The sequence below is a fragment of the Alistipes finegoldii DSM 17242 genome (assembly GCF_000265365.1).
In the GTDB taxonomy this organism is placed as follows: Bacteria; Bacteroidota; Bacteroidia; order Bacteroidales; family Rikenellaceae; genus Alistipes; species Alistipes finegoldii.
Map to the genome: position 1 here is coordinate 2,238,127 of NC_018011.1, position 18,031 is coordinate 2,256,157.

Sequence of the window (18,031 nt, forward strand, 5' to 3'; positions counted from 1 at the left end):
CTGTAATCCAGAAAAACGGAACGACAATGAAAAAGATACTGAATATCATCATACTATTTGCGGCCGTGGTCTTTTGCGGTTGCAGCGACTTCGACGATTCGGAGCTGCGCGGCCGGATCGACGGCTACAAAAACCGGATCGAAGCCCTGAAAGCCAAGGCCGAGACGCTCGGCAAGCAGCTCGCGGACCTGAGCTATCTGACCAACGGCAACGTCATCACCACCGTGTCGCAGGACGCCGACGGGAAATACGTCGTCACCTACAAGGACAACAAGGACGTCGAACATACGGTCGTGCTGGCGACGATGGACGACATCGTTGACGTGCCGATCATCGGCGTGAAGCTCGACGAGAACGGCGTCTATTACTGGACCAAGTGCATCGACGGCGAAATCACGTGGCTGACCGACGACGACGGGGAGAAGTTCCCCGTGAGCGGCTACACGCCGACGATTTCGGTCGATGCCGACGGCTGCTGGACCGTGGACGGCGTGCAGATACTCGACGCTTCGGGCAACCCGATCAAGGCCACGACCGACGCCACGTCGGTATTCCGCTCGGCGGAGCTGGACGGCGACGGCAATTTCAGCCTGACGCTCGGCGACGGAAGCACGATCACCCTGCGGGTTTTCAACTCGCTCAACCTCAAGCTGGACGCGATGCCGGTTACCACCGTCGCAGACCCTTCGAAGAGCATTACGGTATCCTACGAGCTTTCGGGCGAGGCTAAGGAGACGGCCATCGTGGCCGTCGCCAAGGCCGAGGGGCTCGACGCCGTGATCGACCGCGACGCGAAGACGGTGACGGTTTCGTTCGACGCTTCGTTCTCGCGCGGTACGGTTATCGTCATGGCCTACGATCTGGCCGACAACGTGATCGTGAAGCCGCTCTTCTACAAGGCCGCGACGCTCGGTACGGTCGCCATTTCGACGCCCGACCAGCTGGTCGCTTTCGCCGCGGCGGTCAATGCCGGCGGCGAGGAGGCGGCCGCCAAAGCCGTGCTGACGCAGGATATCGACATGAAGGACGTGGCGTGGACCCCGATCGGAAACGGCGCCTATACGACGGCCAACGCGATGACGGGACCGGCGTTTCAGGGCACCTTCGACGGACAGGGCCATACGGTCAGGAATCTGAAGATCGTCGTTCCGGCCGACGCTGCGGCGGGTTCGGCTTGGGGACTCTTCGGCGTGCTGAAGGGCGCCACGGTCAGGAACCTTGCCATCGGCGAAGGCTCGTCGGTCGTTTCGACCGCGGCTGCGATGACGGCCGTGGGAGCCGTGGCCGGATATGCCTATGAAGCCACGATCGAGAATTGCGAGAACCGTGCGGCGATCGACATTCAGGGCGGCGGGGACAATGTACGCGAATCGGCTGGCGGCATCGTCGGCGCGATCTGCGCCAACGAAAATGACAGTCATATCCTCTCCTGCACCAATTACGGCAAGATCACGTCGAAGAACAGCGTGAACACCAAGAACGGAGCCACGGGCTTCTCGATCGGCGGCATCGTCGGTTTCGCCGACGCTTCGACGACCACCGAACGCTACAACAACGTCGTGGGGTGTGTCAACGAAGGAGCGATAGATGCGCAGGCGACCCGTACGGCGGGTGTCGTCGCCACGATGAACAAATACACGAAGCTCGAAAGCTGCGTGAACAATGCGGCGGTGACCTGCAGCGACGTGACGGCTTCGAACAGCCGCGTGGCAGGCATCGTGTCGGCCATGGGCGGCCACACCTACCTCACATCGTGCGTCAATAACGGCACGGTCGCTTTCGCCGTTGCGGGCGATACGACGCACGGCTATGCCGCGGGCATCGCCGGCCAGACCAACGACAACAATACGGCCATCGACGGCTGCGAGAACTACGGCGCCGTACTCTCCGACATCATCAATGCCGCGGCGAACAAGTACATCGGCATCGTCTGCGCCAACACCAACAAAAAGACCATCGCGATCCGCAACTGCAAGATCGGCGGCCGGATAGGTCCCTTCTCGGACGGCCAGCAGGGCGCGACGGAGATTACGGAGCAGAATTTCGAACAGTATATCTACTTCACGCTCACGGGCGGCGGCGTGCCGACGCTGGAGAACAACAGCTTTTCGGGCGGACCCGCCAAGCCGGGCATTGCGACGGTCGAGGACCTGACGGCTTTCCGCGACGCGGTCAATGCGGGCGAAAGTACGGCGCAGTGGGAGGATGCCGGCGGCGTGGTGTCGCTGCTCGGCGATATCGACATGAAGGACGTCGCCGGCTGGACGCCGATCGGCAACGCCTCCTATAAATGGGAAAAGAACCTGCTGACTATCGAGGGCAACGCCTTCAAGGGCACCTTCGACGGGCAGGGATATGCGCTGAAAAACCTGCAACTCGCCTACGGGGGCAGTGCGGCCAATACGGCTTACGGACTGTTCGGCGTGCTGGACGGTGCGACGGTGCGCAACCTGACGGTCGGCACCGCCTTGGGCGATGCGAGCGCATTGAAAGTCACCGCTTCGGGCGGCACGGCCGAGGTGGGCGTGATCGCCGGCGTATGCCGCGATGCGAACGTCTCCGACTGCGTCAATTATGCGAAGATCGAATACGACGGCACCAGCGCCGCGCGTGTTTCGGCGGCGATGGTGGGCTTCATCTTCAGCGAAACGGAGGGCACGAAGCTCGAACGCCTGCAGAATTACGGCGCGGTGGAGGCCGATACCCACGGCAATTCGACCAACGGAGGCAATACGGCGATCCACATGGCGGGCATCTGCGGCTTTGCGACGGGCAACGCGACCAACAAGATCTGCAACGACATCGCCTACTGCGACAATTACGGCAATATCACCTCTAACTCGGCGCGCTCTTCGGGCATCGTCGCCGCGGCGAATACCTACACGCGGATCAACTCCTGTGTGAATCACGGCAACCAGCTCAATACGTGCGGTACGACGGGCCGTCTGGGCAACATCACCTGCATCACGGGTACGGGATGCTCGATGACCGACTGCATCAACAACGGCAATCTCGTCTCGACGGGCGGCGCCCGCTGCGGCGGTCTGCTCAGTCTGGCCAACCATGCGACCAACTCGTTCAGCGGCTGCGCCAATTACGGCGAGATCGTCACCGACGACGCCAACCGCGGCGTGTTCTTCGGCTACAGCGCCTATGCGACCAGCTGGATCAACTGCATCGCGGGCGGCAAGGTCGGGGTTTACAACGGCGGAACCACGGTTTACGATTCGTACGGCGAGAACGAGCAGGTGCGTTATCTGGGCGTGCAGAAGGCCACCGATCCGATCAACGCGGACAACATTACCTACCTGATCGGTTCGAGTTCGGGCGGTTCGGGCGGCGACGACGATGTGGAGCCGACGCTGCGCATTCTCTTCATCGGCAACAGCTTTACCAAGGACGCCGTCGAGCACCTGCCGAAAATGGTCTCGGCCGCCGACATTCCGACGCTGAAGATGGTGCATCTCTATTACGGCGGTCGTACGATTCCAGAATATGCCGACGGCTATGCGACCAAGTCCGACTATACCTGCTACAAGTACAACCCCGGCACTTCGCTCTGGCTCTCCTACACCGGATACAACATTCAGCAGATCGTCAAGTCGGATACGTGGGACATCGTCTGCCTGCAGGAACATACGGGCAACAGCTGCGGCTGGATATGGAACGACACCGAGAAAAACGCCATTCAGGGGTTGATCGCCGACATCAGGGCCGACCAGAACGGACATACGCCCAAGTTCGTCTATATCATGTCGCAGGCCTATTTCAATATGGACAAGATCGGTACGGCGCAGCGTCCCTACAAGAATTTCACGACGCAGGACGAGATGTTCGACGTGATCGTGGCGCAGGCCCGCAAGGTGCTCGACCAGACCGACGTGGAGCAGATCATTCCCACCGGGACGGTGCTGCAGAACCTGCGCACCTCGCCGCTCAACAACGACATGGACCTCACGCGCGACGGCTATCACATGGATTACGGCCTGAGCCGCTATGCCGCGGCCTGCGCCGTCTTCGAGTCGATCATCTCGCCTTCGTTCGACGGCAAGAAACTCGACGGCAACAGCTTCCGCTACAACGTGTCGAGTACGGCGGACGGCACTTATACGACGCCCGTGACCGACGACAATCAGCCGGTTGCGCTGCAGGCGGCGCGCTACGCCCTTGCCACGCCCTTTGCCGTGACCGACATGTCGCCCGGCACCCAGACGCCCGGCAACGGGATCGAGGACACCGATTTTGAAAACGATTCGAACAAAGAGTAAAGCAGAAATCCTATGAAACAGATATTTGCATGGTTATTCGCCGCGATTTTCTTCGCGGCAGGGTGCGCGCAGTCTCCCGATCTGGCGGAGCCGGTGCGGGGAGGCGGATATGAGAATGCCGACGGGCTGGTGATCGTGGCCGCCTGCCCGCCCGCGACCCGCACGGACATCGAAGAGGGTAAATCGACTTGGGAGGCGGGCGACCGCATCACGGTCGTTTACGACGGCGCGGCCTATGAATACACGGCCGCGGAAGCGGGACCGACGACCGCTTTCACGAGCGAAGCCGGCATCGCCGACTACGACGCTTCGAAGCCTTTGACGGCCTACTATCCCGCAACGACTGCCGAAGGGGTGGTCGCCGTGGAGGCCGAGCGGACGATTGCGCTCGACGCGGAGTCGCAGAGCAATCCGGCGCGGGCGCCGCTCGTGGGACTGCCCACTTCGGGGAATCTTGCCGAAGGTGCACTGGAGGTGACCTTCCGCAATATCTTCTCGGTCATCGAACTGCGTATCGACGCAGGGGAGTTGGCGAGTGCGGCGCAGTCGCTGACCGTCGAGCCGGCCGACGAAGCGGCTTTCGAAGGGTTTCTGTCGTTCGAAGGGACGGTAGACCCCGAAACGCTGGCGCTGACGCCCGCCGAGAACGGTACGGGCAACAGCTTGGTTTTCAACTTCGCCGAGGGCGTGGATCTGACCAAGCCCCAGACGATCAAATTCCCCGTCGGGCGTTTCAGATCCGAAGCGGGGCTGCGGCTTACGCTCGGCACGGCCGACGGCAAGAGCTATTCGAAGAATATCTACAAGACCGGCATCACCTCCTATGCCGAGCAGGGCGGCGTATTCCGCGCCAAGCATATGGCCAAGGCGCTTTACGCCTTCGCGCCGCAGGGCGGCATCAGCACGGCCGACGACCTGATCGAGTTCGCGGCGGCCGTGAATGCGGGCGAGACGCTCGCTCCGTGGCAGGACGACAAGGGCGTCGTGGTGCTGCTGGACGACATCGATCTGGCCGAGGTGACGGAGTGGACGCCGATCGGCGCGGCTACGTCCAAGCTGGCGAGCAATGCGCTTTCGATCACTTCGGGAAGACCTTTTACGGGTTATTTCGACGGACAGGGCCATACGATCCGCAACCTGAAGATGGTCTGCAAGGCCGCGCAGGCGACCTCGGCATGGGGATTCTTCGGGGCCGTGGCCAACGGGGCCGTGGTGGAGAACCTGATTTTCGACGCGAGCTGCTCGCTCGAAGACAAGGCGACGGCGGGCACCGACTGCGGTGTGGTGGCCGGTCTGGTTTACGAAGCAACCGTGCGCAACGTAGTCAATAAGGCTTCGATTGCCTTCGATGGGGCGGCTCCCGACGAAACTCGCATGACCATCGGCATGGTGGGACTCGCCTTTGCCGACAAAAACGGGGCGCGGCTCGAAAAACTGGTCAACCACGGCGCTCTGACGGCCACGTCGGGCGGCAACACCAAGAACGGCGCGACGGGCATTCACGTGGGCGGTATCGTCGGCTTCAGCTCGAACAAGAGCAACACGACGGCCGTGGTGACGATCGCCGAGTGCGCCAATTACGGAGACCTCGACACGCAGGTAGCCCGCGCTTCGGGTATCGTGGCCGCTGCGAACCGCTACACCGAGATCGAGAACTGCGTGAACGAAGGCGACAACGTCAATGCCTTTGCCACGGTAAATAGCGCCCGCATCGGCAACATTACCTGCATTACGGCAGTCGGGAGCAAGATCACCAATACCGTCAATCGCGGCAATGTGATCTGCAAGACGAGCGGCGCGGCGGGCGGCATCATCTGTCTGGTCAATGACGACGGCAACGCATTCGTCGGCTGCGAAAATTACGGGCTGGTGATTACCGACCGCGCCAGTTACAAGGGCACGCTCTTCGGGCAGTGCAACAAGGCGGCCAGATTCAGCGATTGCATCGCGCAGGGCGATCTGGGCGCTTACGAGGACGGCTCCTATGCGCTGGTCGGCGTGAACTACACGAATTACATGTCCTACATCGGCGACCACAATGCGACGGCCGTGCATGTGAACAGCCAGAACATCCTCTATTATCCCAACGGTTCGCAGGTGCCCGCCGAGCCGGAATTCGGCGTGAACCTTTCGTCGGTCGAGCTGAATGCGCAGGGCAGCAATGCCGCCGTCGTACAGCTTTCGTCGGTCGATTACGACTGGACGGTGAGCGCCGACGGGGATTGGGTGCATGTTACGGACCTTTCGGACGCACCCGTCGTTTCGGGTGTCAGGGACTCCGGCGTGCAGTATATCAAGATCGGGGCCGATGCCAATACGAAGACCGCGCCGCGGTCGGCGGTCGTCACGTTCGCTTCGACCGACGGCTCGAAAAGCGCGACGGTGAGGGTCGATCAGCAGGCGCGGGGCGAAGCGTTCCCCAGCAAGTGGGTGTTCCAAGCTTCGACGCTGCCGCTTTACGGCTCGTCGTGGACCGACGACAACGTCATTCCTGCGACATCGGGCGCGGCGGGCTTCATTTCGGTCGTGCGCGGCGATGCGAATGCTTCGGCCGCTTTCAAGCGGAGCGTCGTTACGAACCGTCCTGCGGTTTCGACGATGGTCGAGGGCGACTACTGGCTCTATACCTTCCCGGTGGAGAATCTCGCCGCCAGATCGGTCGTCGATTTCAACGCCACGATGGCGGGTGAGGCCAATTCGCCCAAATACTTCATCGTCGAATACCTCGACGGCGGAGTCTGGAAGAGCGTCGAGGCCGATCTGCTCACGGCTCCGGAAAACCCGGCGGTCCGCTATACCTACAAGTGTTCGGGCACTGCCACCGGGTCCTCGTATCAGCACGCGACCGTCATGCAGACGATGCGCTTCGAAAACGCCGTGACCGACGGCGAAGTGAAAATCCGCTGCCGCGCCGTGGGACCCTATACCTGCGCGGGCGGTACGCAGAACATCACGGCGACCAACGCCGCCAGCTCCATTCCTCCCTACGGATTTACGGGCAGCTACGTGCAGAACTTCGGCACGGCGACGCCCCGCGACACCAAGAAGGTGCTGTGTCTGGGCAACTCGTTCTCCTACTACAGCAACCCTGCGTGGATGCTCAAGGAGATCGCATGGCGCGAAGGGCATGCTCTCAACATCAAGGCTCACTTCAAAGGGTCGCAGACGCTGACCCAGCATCTGTCGCTGGGTTTCTCGACCGACGTCATCGAACAGGGCGGTTACGATTTCGCTTTCCTGCAGGACCAGAGCCAGAATCCCGCCAACTATGGCCGCGACGCCACGGCGTCGATCCTCACGGGCCTTACGACCTTGGCCGACAAGGTGCGCGCCGCGTCGCCTTCGTGCAAGGTGATTCTGGAGGAGACGTGGACCTTCTCGTCGGCGTCCTACGGCGGCTTTACCGATTTCCCGACCTTCGAGACCTATAACGACGCCGGAGCCAAAGCCATGGCAAAGGCCGCCGGGACTTGGGTGTCGCCGATCGGCCCCGCCTTCAGGCAGGTGCGCGAGGGCGGTTCGGGCATCAACCTCTACTACTCGGACAGCAAGCATCAGTCGGAGTACGGCGCATACCTGAAGGCCTGCGTCAATTATCTGGTGCTTTTCGGCGAGCGGTTCGGCGCAGATCCGGCCGACTGCGGATTGAATCCCGACAAGGCGGCCTACCTGCGTTCGGTGGCCGAGCAGATCGTGCTGGGTAACGAGGGCGACTATTTTATCGAACGATAAACCAAATTGCATAAACTTTTATGAAGAGACTTGTCAGCTGTATTCTGGCCATCCCCGCATTGTTGTGGGGATGCGCCGGACCTAAAACCGCCGCTCCGGAATACCCGACGCATGCGGCGAAAATCGTGGCCGAGATTCACGATCCCGCGTCGAAATACGTCGTGGTGGCTTCGCACCGCGGAGACTGGCGCAACTATCCGGAGAATTCGATTCCCGCCATCGAGTCGGTGATCCGCATGGGCGTCGATATCATGGAGCTGGACCTCAAACTGACGAAGGACAGCGTGTTGGTGCTCTGCCACGACCATACCATCGACCGGACCACTACCGGGCGGGGACGTGTGTGCGACATCACCTATGATTCGATTCAGCGCTGCTTCCTGCGTACGGCGCACGGCGTGCGTACGCCCCAGAAGATGCCGACCCTGCGCGAAGCGCTGGAGGTCTGCAAGGACCGTATCGTGGTGAATATCGACCAAGGATATGAGTTTTACGACATGGCGCTGAAGATCAGCGAGGAGCTCGGCGTGACGGAGCAGATGCTCATCAAGGGCAAGCGTCCGGCGGAGGCCGTCGCCGCCAAATTCGGCGAATACGAGCACAACATGATGTATATGCCGATCATCGACATTCTCAAACCGCAGGGACAGAAGCTTTTCGACGAATACATGTCGAAGGGTATCGTGCCGCTGGCCTACGAGGTTTGCTGGAACGAGTACACGCCCGAAGTGAAGGATTGCATGGAAAAGGTGGTGGAGAGCGGATCGAAACTTTGGGTCAATTCGTTGTGGGAGTCGCTCTGCGGCGGCTTGTGCGACGATGCGGCGTGGGAGAGCGACGATCCCGGCTCGGTTTACGGCAAGCTGCTCGACATGGGCGCGACGATGATTCAGACCGACCGTCCGGAGCTGCTGATCTCCTACCTGCGTTCGCAGGGGCGGCACGACTGACCGCCGCACCGGCGGAGGGGTCTCGGAAGAGGGAGCGCCCCGTTATGAAAAGAGCCGTCACTCGCTGCGAGTGACGGCTCTTTTATTCGCTGCTCCGGCCGCGTCAGTCGAAAAGCTCGTTCAGGACGGCGGCCAGCCGGTAACCGGCATTGCGGATCTGGTGTTCGACCAGCGGCAGGGCCTTGTTCAGGAAGTCCTGTCCCAGCCGCTCGTCGGGCTTGGCCCACTCGAACTGCACTTCGCAGGTCACGGCGCTGTCGTGCAGCCAGTCGCGCGGCGTGCCGGCCTGCACGGCGGCCTTCTCCCGCTTCGATGCGCGGTCCAGCTCGCCGGCCCACTCGGTGACGGACCAGATACGGGTCGTGGTGATGATCTCGTTGTCCCAGACGTGGTGGACGTAATACTTGTGGGGCTTGTGGTACTTGTCTTCGAACAGCACGTCGTACTTCGTGTTGTGGGTCGTGTATTTGATATGCGCAGGGCAGTGCATGTCGCCGACCAGATGGATGACGTATTTCAGATTGACCGCTACGGCCGAGTCGGTCAGGCTGCGGTAATCCCTGAGGTTGCGGATCGCCAGCTCAAGCCCGTAAACGGCATTGCCCTTTCCCGGCTTGAGCAGTTCGTCGCCGTAGCGCAGGTCCGCACCCACGGGCGCCGTGTGCCAGTCGTTGGTGAAGGCGTATTCGGGCGTCTGGCGGTATTCGTCCATCCATTTGGCGTAGTAGACGACGGAGTGCCCGCCGAGATACTTCTCGATCCGTTTCTTGGCCCGTTTGGTGAGGTTGCGTTCGGCGATCTTGGCGATCGTTTCGTGGCCTTCGCGGCCCCACGCCCGCGCAGGTTCGGAAGCGGAGAGGGAGAGAGCTGCCGCAAAGAGCAGCAAAAGCAGTTTTTTCATGGTCTCGATGGTTTTGGTGAGTCTGTTTTTTCGAAGAAGAGGTATCCCGGTCACCGGAATACCTCTTCTTTGTGTCGCGGAGCAAAGGGGCGTCAGAAGCTCAGTCCGTCTTCGTAACCCGGATTCTGGCTCAGTGCGCCGCCCGTGGCCACGCGCTGGTCGGTCGGGATCGGCCACAGATAGTCGCGGCCCTCCTCCCATTTGTAGGTGCGGCCCCGGAAGCAGACGATATAGCCGCTCGTGCCTTCGGTCAGCTGGGCGTCCTTACCTTCGCCGATTTCGAGCATCGCGTCGCAGGTCGTGGCGGGCTTGGTGCCGCTCCAGAGGCAGAGGTCCATCTTGCCGTCGCCGTTCATGTCGTATTCGCCCAGCGAGGGGAAGTAGCAGCCGAGGAAGCCGTCGAGTCCGTTCGACGAGGGAACCAGCTGGGCGCCCTCCTTCCAGCGGAGCATATCCCACTGGCGCAGGCCTTCGCAGGGAAGTTCGACGGTGCGTTCGCGGCGGATTTCGAGGATCACGCCTTTGTTCGCTCCGGAATTGACGTTGGGGTAGTAGCTGGCCATCAGCGGATCGGGATTGTTGTTGGCGGCCGTCATGTCGAGGGCCGGCATGCCCACGCGGTCGCGGACGACGTCCACGGTCAGGGCGATGTCTTCCGGGGTCAGCGTACCCAGCTCGGCCTTGGCCTCGGCGTAGGTGAGCAGGATTTCCGGATAACGGAATACCGGCCAGTCGGTAGTCGAGGTGGTGGCGCCGTTATGCGTGTCGTCGCTCACGAACTTGATGAAGCGGTAACCCGTCATGTCGTAGCTCTTGCAGTCCTCGATCACCTCGTCGATGCCGTTCAGGTCCACGTATCCCGGAGCCATGAGCGTCTGCGCCATGCGCGGGTCGCGGTTCTGGAACTGCTGGTTGTAGGTCATGGTCTCGTATCCGGGCTGGTCCTGAATCTTCGAGCCGTCGGCCATCAGGTAGTGGTTCACCAGCCGCTGCGTGGCGCTGTGGCGCATGTTGCGGAACGTGAATTGGATGCCGTGGCGTACGAGGATGTCGGCGTTGAAGCGCATCGAGAGGATCGTCTCCTTGGCGTCGCCGTCTTCGAGGATGAAATATTCGCGGTAGGGGGCGTCGAGTTTGAGCGTATTGCCTTTGTAGAGCGAATATTTGTTCTGCTCCATGACGGCCCATGCGGCGTCGGCGGCCAGTTGGAGGAAATAGTCGGCCGAGATGGTCACCCCGTCGATCGTCTCGTCGGCGATGCCGTGGTATTTGCGGAAGGTGCCTTCGTAGAGCGCGGCGCGGGCCTTCATGGCGCGGGCGGCGTTTTTGCTCAGGCGGTAGAGCGCGTCGCTCGGCCAGTTGTCGGGCAGGTCCGTGATGGCGCGGTCGAGGTCCTCCATGACCTTCTTCATCACGAATCCGCGGCTGTCGCGCGGCCGTTTGAGCGAAGCCCAGTCGTTCGACGGAATCACGAAGTCGTAATAGGGGATGTCGCCGTATTTGCGCACCTTTTCGAAGTAGAACAGCGCGCGGAAGAAATAGGCCACGCCGTCGTAGCGCTGGCGGATCGTCTCGTCGGGGCAGTTGCCCGAACGTTCGAGGTAGTAGTTGATGTAACGCAGGTAGGCCCATGCGCTTGTGCCCCAGTTTTCGGTGGCCGGGGAGCGCGTGCCCTGCTGTACGGAGCTGAGGTTCTTGGCGATCTGGATGTCGGAGACCTGAATGGCATCGGTGTCGGGACCTGCGAAGAGACTGTAGAAGCGGTTGGTCCAAAGCTCCAGCTCCGCTTCGCTCGAAAAGAACGTATTGGGCGAAAGGTTCGTTTCCGGCTCCTTGGTCAGGAAGTCGTCGCAGCCCGACAGCGCCAGACTCATCGAAACGAATATCAATATTTTGCTGATAGTTTTCATGGTTGATCGAAATAATGCTTTCCGGTTAGTTTAGAAGGTGATGTCCACGCCTACGGAGAAGGTCCGCGAATAGGGATACAGACAGTCGTTGGTGGCGCTGGTCGTGGCTACTTCGGGATCGACCGTCTTGCTGTAGCGCTTCAGGGGCGACCAGTAGGCGAGGTTCTCGCCCGATACGTATACGCGGACCTTTTCGAGGATGCGCTTGTTGATCGGGATGGTGTAACCCAGCGTGATGTTCTTCAGGCGGATGTACGAGGCGTCCTGCAGGTAGCGGTCGGTTTTGACGTTCATCGAACCTGCGCTCGAAGTCTGGTAGCTGCGCCGGCGGGGGAAGTAGGTGTTGCGGTTGTCCTCGCTCCACGCCAGCCGCTCGAAGTCCTTGGCGATGAACGTGGTGGTCGGGAAGCTGTAGGGTCCCCAGAAGTAGTAGCAGTTGGCGCTGGGCATCCAGTCGATCTTGCCGACGCCTTGGAAGAAGACCGCGAAGTCGAAGCCGTTCCAGTTCAAGTCGCCGCGGATCGAGTAGGTGTAACGCGGCAGGCTGTTGCCGATGACGCGCATGTCGCCCGGATTCTTGACCGTACCGTCGCCGTTGTTGATGATGTTGTTGCCGTCGAGGTCGCGGAAACGGACGTCGCCCGCCATGAGGTGCGCCGCCGAAGCGTCGGAGCTGGTGTAGACGCGGTTGTTGACCGCCTTGTCGTTGATCTGCGCCTGATAGCGTGCCGCCTCCTCGTCGGTCTTGAACAGTCCGTCGGTGCGGTAGCCCCAGAGTTCGCCGAGCGTCTCGCCCACGTAATGGTCGGTGAGCAGCATGTCGTCGTTCTTATACTTGGTGATCTTGGACTTGTAGTCGCCCAGCGATGCCGAAATGCCGTAGGAGAAGGGTTTGCCGGCCACCATGTGGCGGTCGCGCCAGCTGACGGTGATTTCGTAGCCCTTGGTGCGCAGGTCGGCGCAGTTCTCCTTGGGCGAGGGCGCTCCGAAGACGTCGGGCAGCGTGAGCGACGTGGTGAGCATGTCCTTGGTGTCGCGGATGTAGAGGTCGGCCGTGACGTTGAGGCGGTTTTTGAGGAAGCCCAGATCGAAACCGAGGTTGTAGGTTACGACCGTCTCCCACGTAAGTCCGTCGCTGATGGGGTTCGACGCCGAGGCGTAATTGGCCTTTTCCGTGCCGTTGAAGGTGTAGCCCAGCTGGCCGGTCGAGATCGTTTCGATGTAGTAGTAGTTCGACACCTGCTGGTTGCCGAGCGAGCCGTACGAGAAGCGCACCTTGGCGTTGTCCCACCAGTTGCGCATCGGCTCCCAGAATTTCTCCTCCGAGATGCGCCATCCGGCCGATGCCGAGGGGAAGAAGCCCCAGCGGTCGTTGGCGGCGAAGCGCGACGAACCGTCGTAGCGTGCCGATACTTCGAAAAGGTACTTGCCGGCGTAGTCGTAGTTCGCACGGGCGAAATAACCCAGCGTCCGGTAGGCCGTATTCGACTCGACGCAGCGTTCGATCTCGCCCTGCGCCATGTTGATGAAGCTCAGCTTCTCGCTCAGCGACCCTTTCTGGCGGACGCTCAGTTTCGACGAGCGGAAGTCCTCGAAGTTGCCGCCGGCTACGGCCGAGAAGTTGTGCTTGCCCCACGAGTGGCCGTAATCGAGGTAGGCGTTGACCACATGGCCGTTATAGTAGTAGCGGTCCTCCTGATAGAAGTCGTAGATCGAACCGTTGGTGAAATCGACCACGGCGGTCTGCGTCGCGTTCCATGTGTTGGCCGTCGGATAGGAGCGGTAGGCTCCGAGGTTGTCGCGGCGGCGGTAGGTGTAGTCGGCGTTGAGTTTCAGATCCTTGTTGCGCGTGAGGTCGAACGTCACCCGGTTGGTGATGATGTAGTAGTTGTTCTTGCGCGAGTTCTTGTTGCGTCCGTCGGCGAATACGCCGCCGCGTCCGCTGGCGATCGGCGAGTTGGCGAACTGGATGCCGTTGGAATAAACGAACGTGGTGCCGTCGGGGTTGACCGGAACGAACGTCGGGCTGATGTTGTTGGCCACGTTGAAGAGGATGCCGTTGGAGTTGAGCTCTTCGGAACCGTCCTGCTCCCAGTAACCGCCGTATTTGTAGTCGGTCACCTCCATGCTGATGTTGTTCGAGTAGTGCATCCACGGCGTTACTTCGGCGGCGATCTTCGTGCGGAACGAGTAGCCGTTGTAGATATCCTCGGCGCCATGGTTGAACAGGCCTTCACGGTAGAGGTAGCGGCCGCTGACGTAGTAGTTGATCTTGTCGTTGCCGCCCGTGAGCGAAATGTTGTGCTCGGTTTCGGGACGGCTGCGCTTGAACATGTAGTCGTACCAGTCGAAGTTGCCCAGATAGCGGTATTTGCCGTTGCTGTCGGTGATGACCCACGGGCGGTCGGGATGCTCGGTCTTGTCGTTGCGGCGGTCGTAGAGCATCTGCATCTCCTCGTCCGTGTAGTTCCAGCCCACATAGCCTTTCGATGGGTAGCAGAATTCGTTGGTGAGTTTCACGTAGTCGTATCCCGACGTGATGAAGTCGGTCGAGGTGGTGTTCCACGACACGCCGTAGCGGCCGTTGTAATTGACTTTCAGCGTGCCGGCCTTACCGCTCTTGGTGGTGATGAGCACCACGCCGGCCGAAGCCTTGGCGCCGTAGATCGAGCAGGCCGAAGCGTCCTTGAGCACCGATACCGATTCGATGTCGTTGGGGTTGACCTGCGCCAGCGACGCTTCGATGCCGTCGACGAGCACCAGCGGGCTGCCACTGTTGAGCGATACTGCGCCGCGGATCTTGACGTCGTAGTTCTTGCCTTCGATCGAGCCGCTGCCGAGCGTCAGCAGCAGCGACGGATCGGCGCCCTGCAGGGCTGCGGCCGTATTGGTCACGGGACGGTTGTTGAGGTCCTTGCCGCTGATGGTGCCCACGGCGCCCGTGACGTTCACGCGCTTCTGCTGGCCGTAGCCGACCACGACCACCTCGTCGATGGCCGCCGAGCTTTCCACGAGGGTAATGTCGATGGCGGCGTAGGAGTTGACTTCGACCGTCCGGGGCTGGTAGCCGATGAACGAGATGACGAGCTTCGCCGGAAGCTTGACGTTCTCCAGCGAGAAGTCGCCGTTGCTCATCGTGGTGGTGCCGTTGTTGGTGCCGTCCACGATGATCGTGGCACCCGGAACGGGCAGCCCCAGATTGTCTTTCACCACGCCTTTGAGCTGGTTCTTATCCGCGGCGAGGCTCTTCGGAGCTGCCTTGGTTACGGAGATGCTTTTGCCCGTAATCGTGTAGGTGATGTCCTGATCGGCGAAGATCTGGGCCAGAACCTCGTCGATCGACGCGTTCTGCGCCGAGATGCTGACGCGGCGCTGCATGTCGACGCCGGCCGATTTGATGGCCACGGAGTAGTTCTCCCGCTGATTGAGGGCTTCGATGGCCTCCTTGACCGTTACATTCGTGAGTTTGAGGTCGATCGCCTGCGCCAGAGCCGGGCTGGGAAGCGCCAGCAGGCAGAGTGCGAACAAACCCACGATCGCACGCGCATGGAAAAGTGCGGTTCGATTGTAAAGTTTTTTCATAGGTTGAAGTTTTAATGTTGTAGTTTTTTGTTGCTGTTTCGCGGTTATTTCTTTCGGGATATGTAGATCACGTCGTTGCGTTCGCGGATGGACATCGATTTGTCGGTGTTGAGCGTGCCGAGGATCTTGAGCAGCGACTCGTTGTTGGTGAAGAAGGCGTAGAAGCGCACGCCGGCCAGTTCGGGATCGGTGATGATGATTTTCTGGTCGAAGCAGCGGGCCAGCTGTGCGGTGATGCCGTCGAGCGACTCGTTGAAGAAGTAGAAGCCGCCGCCCGTGGCGCGCGATTTATAGTTTTCGCTCTGGAAAGAGGTCATTTCCAGCGCTCCCGTCAGGCGGTCGTACTGCGCGACGTCGTTGCGGACCATGACGACCTCGTCGTCGCATTTGTCGCTGTTCACGTCGAAACGCACGCTGCCCTCGACCAGCGCCACTTCGACCAGCTGGTCGCTGTTGTAGGCCCGCATGTTGAATTTGGTGCCGAGGACTTCGACCTCGACGTCGCCGGCCGAGATGACGAAGGGATGCCGCTTGTCGTGCATGACTTCGGCGTAGACCTCGCCGTCCACGAAGATTTTGCGCTGGCGGCCGTTGAAGTGGGTCGGATAGGTTACGCGGGTGCCCGAATTGAGCCACAGGAGCGTTCCGTCGGCAAGGCGCAGCTCGCTGCGCTGGCCCGCCGGCACGAGCACCTCCTCCCATTCGGGAGTGTGCGCGATCTTGGTGTAGAGGAGCGAGACGGCGATCAGCAGCGGGACGATCAGCACGGCGGCGATCCGCTGCGTCCACCGGACGACGGTCGTCAGACGGCGCGGTGCGGTGCGCGCCGGAACGGAATGGCCGATGCGGCGGCAGAACTCTTCGAACGCAGCCTGCGCCAGCGCGGGGTTTTCGCTCCGCACCTCGTCGAGCAGGGCGCCGAGCAGCCGGTCGGCTTCGGACGAATTGCCGTTGTCGGCGAACCATTGCTGGATGCGGACCTCCTCGCCGTCGTTGCAGCGGCCGTAGAAGTAGTCCCGGACTTTATCTAATGTCGGTTTGTTCATCTCTTCATGCGTTTTATCGGCAGCCCGATGCTGCCGGTTACTACATAAAGAACAAACGAAAGCCCCGCACTACGTAACGGGGCCGGAAGATTTATCGGGGAAATTTCAGGGCAGGATGTCCAGAAAGACGATGATGGCCGGAATGATGTTGAGGTATTTGCGCAGCTCCTTCAGCGCCAGCTCAAGATGCTTGTCCACGGTGCGTACCGACAGGTTCAGTTGTTCGGCGATCTCCCTGCTCGGCATGTGCTCGAAACGCGACATGCGGAAAATCTGCTGCCGCTGCGGGGGCATCTTTCCGACGATGGTCTCGACCTGCTCGGCAGTCTCCGCCAGATCGAGCTTCTCCTCGATCTCGTTCCGCGAAGGCAGGTTTCCCCCCCCCTTGCTTTCGGTCTGCGCGATAGCCTCCTTTAGGGTCGTGAACGTGCGGCTCTTGGTGCGGAAGTAGTTGTATATCTCGTGTTTGGCCAGCACGAAAAGGTAGTTGCGGATGGATTTGGCCGCATCCAGCTTTTCGCGGTTCAGCCAAACTTTCATGAAGATATTCTGCGCGATGTCCTCCGCAACGGCGGTCTCTTTGGTCATGCCCTTGATGAAGGCGAAGAACGTCGGGTAGTATTTGTGGAACAGCACCTCGTAACCCGCGATGTCGCCGCGGATGAGCTGCCTGAGCAGGTCCTGCTCTTGCGGATCGCAATTGACGAAGGTGTTATAAACGGATTCTTTCATTATCGGGACTACGTTCCGGAAACAGCATGCCTTTCCCTGCAGCACTCGGATCTGCTCTGAAAAAAGAGGGTGGGTGCGGAAGATGCTATGACGAAGATAAGCATAATCTTTCGAAAAACAAGCGGCAATCCGGGGAATTAACACCCCGGTCGCCGAATTTTAACGGGGCTGCAACAATTCCCCGAAGATACCTATTTTTATATATAAAGGGCCGCGGGAGTGCGCAGTGCGGGGCGGTTTATCGGGCGGTCTCTTGGTCGAAGACCGCATCGAAGGCCGCGCGCAGACGGGCTTCGTCGCGGATCAGCGCCCGCAGCTCCTCCTGTTTGCGGGCGTTGTCCGATTCGGGAATCCAGAGCCGGAGGTAACCGCCTTCGGCGTACTTTTTCCGCAGGTGCGCAAGACAGCGTTCGAAGTGTCCCTCGCGGTCGAGTGCGGGGCAGTGGGACAGACCGTACTGCACCGTACGGCGGAGCACGGTCGCGGGGTCGATGCAGCGGTCGGCCTCGGCGACGATGCGTCCGTAGATCGTGCGGGGTGCATGGTCGGACGAGGCCCGGTGGTCCTCGACGGCGTCGCGCATGACGGCCAGCTGCTCTGCGGTGAACCAGCGCCGCAGCTCCGTGTCGGCGAGCAGGATTTCGCCCGAATGGATGTGGTGCAACTCCCGGCCGCGGGCCAGCCCCGTGTCGTGATAGGCGGCGACGGCGTAGATCATGTCCGCATCGACGTCGTAATGCCGCGCCAGATCGAGACTATGGGCGATGACCGTGCGGACGTGGTCCGTGCCGTGCGCCGCGTCGAAGGATTCGTAACGGGGGATGATCTCCGTTTCGATATAGATTCTCAGCTCTTCGGATGGTTGCATGGTGCAAAAATAAGCATTTGGCGGGAAGTGCGGCATCGGAAA

9 protein-coding genes are annotated in these 18,031 nt (G+C 60.8%); 3 read left to right on the forward strand and 6 right to left on the reverse strand.

Annotated features, from left to right (window positions below):
• Positions 1-26: 26 nt before the first annotated feature.
• Genes ALFI_RS09745 through ALFI_RS09755 form a run of 3 tightly spaced genes read left to right on the forward strand, consistent with a single transcriptional unit; the run spans position 27 to position 8,950 of the window.
• The gene (locus ALFI_RS09745) at positions 27-4,268 is read left to right on the forward strand and encodes a DUF4886 domain-containing protein (RefSeq protein ID WP_014775687.1); all 4,242 of its coding nucleotides are present in this window, start codon (positions 27-29) and stop codon (positions 4,266-4,268) included.
• A 12-nt stretch (positions 4,269-4,280) separates the two neighbouring features.
• Positions 4,281-8,000 (forward strand): BACON domain-containing protein, encoded by a 3,720-nt coding sequence (locus ALFI_RS09750; protein WP_014775688.1) that lies wholly within the window; start codon positions 4,281-4,283, stop codon positions 7,998-8,000.
• Positions 8,001-8,020: 20 nt separating this feature from the next.
• Entirely contained in the window at positions 8,021-8,950 is a 930-nt protein-coding gene (locus ALFI_RS09755) for a glycerophosphodiester phosphodiesterase family protein (protein ID WP_014775689.1), read from the forward strand.
• Between the two features lie 103 nt (positions 8,951-9,053).
• On the opposite strand, the gene ALFI_RS09760 is transcribed toward ALFI_RS09755, so the two are convergent.
• The 6 genes from ALFI_RS09760 to ALFI_RS09785 all read right to left on the reverse strand — a co-directional run bounded on the left by ALFI_RS09760 (position 9,054) and on the right by ALFI_RS09785 (position 18,025).
• The gene (locus tag ALFI_RS09760) at positions 9,054-9,851 is read right to left on the reverse strand and encodes a S1/P1 nuclease (protein WP_014775690.1); all 798 of its coding nucleotides are present in this window, start codon (positions 9,849-9,851) and stop codon (positions 9,054-9,056) included.
• A 92-nt stretch (positions 9,852-9,943) separates the two neighbouring features.
• Positions 9,944-11,761: a RagB/SusD family nutrient uptake outer membrane protein gene (locus ALFI_RS09765; RefSeq protein ID WP_014775691.1), complete on the reverse strand. Its 1,818-nt coding sequence runs from the start codon at positions 11,759-11,761 to the stop codon at positions 9,944-9,946.
• Positions 11,762-11,791: 30 nt separating this feature from the next.
• Positions 11,792-15,343 carry a TonB-dependent receptor gene (locus tag ALFI_RS09770; RefSeq protein WP_009596383.1) on the reverse strand — a complete coding sequence of 1,184 codons (3,552 nt, stop codon included), beginning with the start codon at positions 15,341-15,343 and terminating at the stop codon, positions 11,792-11,794.
• A gap of 44 nt (positions 15,344-15,387) precedes the next feature.
• A complete protein-coding gene (locus ALFI_RS09775) occupies positions 15,388-16,389 on the reverse strand; it encodes a FecR family protein (RefSeq protein WP_014775692.1) in 1,002 nt (333 codons plus the stop codon).
• 105 nt (positions 16,390-16,494) lie between these two features.
• Entirely contained in the window at positions 16,495-17,121 is a 627-nt protein-coding gene (locus ALFI_RS09780; RefSeq protein ID WP_014775693.1) for an RNA polymerase sigma-70 factor, read from the reverse strand.
• Between the two features lie 238 nt (positions 17,122-17,359).
• Positions 17,360-18,025, reverse strand: coding sequence for an HD domain-containing protein (locus tag ALFI_RS09785; protein WP_014775694.1), 666 nt, complete (start codon positions 18,023-18,025; stop codon positions 17,360-17,362).
• Positions 18,026-18,031: the final 6 nt, after the last annotated feature.

What these genes read in the sequence shown, in the direction of transcription:
- ALFI_RS09745 (WP_014775687.1), top strand. Translation starts at nt 27, where the DNA reads ATGAAAAAGATACTGAATATCATCATACTATTTGCGGCCGTGGTCTTT.
- ALFI_RS09785 (WP_014775694.1), bottom strand. Translation starts at nt 18,025, where the DNA reads ATGCCGCACTTCCCGCCAAATGCTTATTTTTGCACCATGCAACCATCC.
- ALFI_RS09760 (WP_014775690.1), bottom strand. Translation starts at nt 9,851, where the DNA reads ATGAAAAAACTGCTTTTGCTGCTCTTTGCGGCAGCTCTCTCCCTCTCC.
- ALFI_RS09775 (WP_014775692.1), bottom strand. Translation starts at nt 16,389, where the DNA reads ATGAACAAACCGACATTAGATAAAGTCCGGGACTACTTCTACGGCCGC.
- ALFI_RS09755 (WP_014775689.1), top strand. Translation starts at nt 8,021, where the DNA reads ATGAAGAGACTTGTCAGCTGTATTCTGGCCATCCCCGCATTGTTGTGG.
- ALFI_RS09765 (WP_014775691.1), bottom strand. Translation starts at nt 11,761, where the DNA reads ATGAAAACTATCAGCAAAATATTGATATTCGTTTCGATGAGTCTGGCG.
- ALFI_RS09770 (WP_009596383.1), bottom strand. Translation starts at nt 15,343, where the DNA reads ATGAAAAAACTTTACAATCGAACCGCACTTTTCCATGCGCGTGCGATC.
- ALFI_RS09780 (WP_014775693.1), bottom strand. Translation starts at nt 17,121, where the DNA reads ATGAAAGAATCCGTTTATAACACCTTCGTCAATTGCGATCCGCAAGAG.
- ALFI_RS09750 (WP_014775688.1), top strand. Translation starts at nt 4,281, where the DNA reads ATGAAACAGATATTTGCATGGTTATTCGCCGCGATTTTCTTCGCGGCA.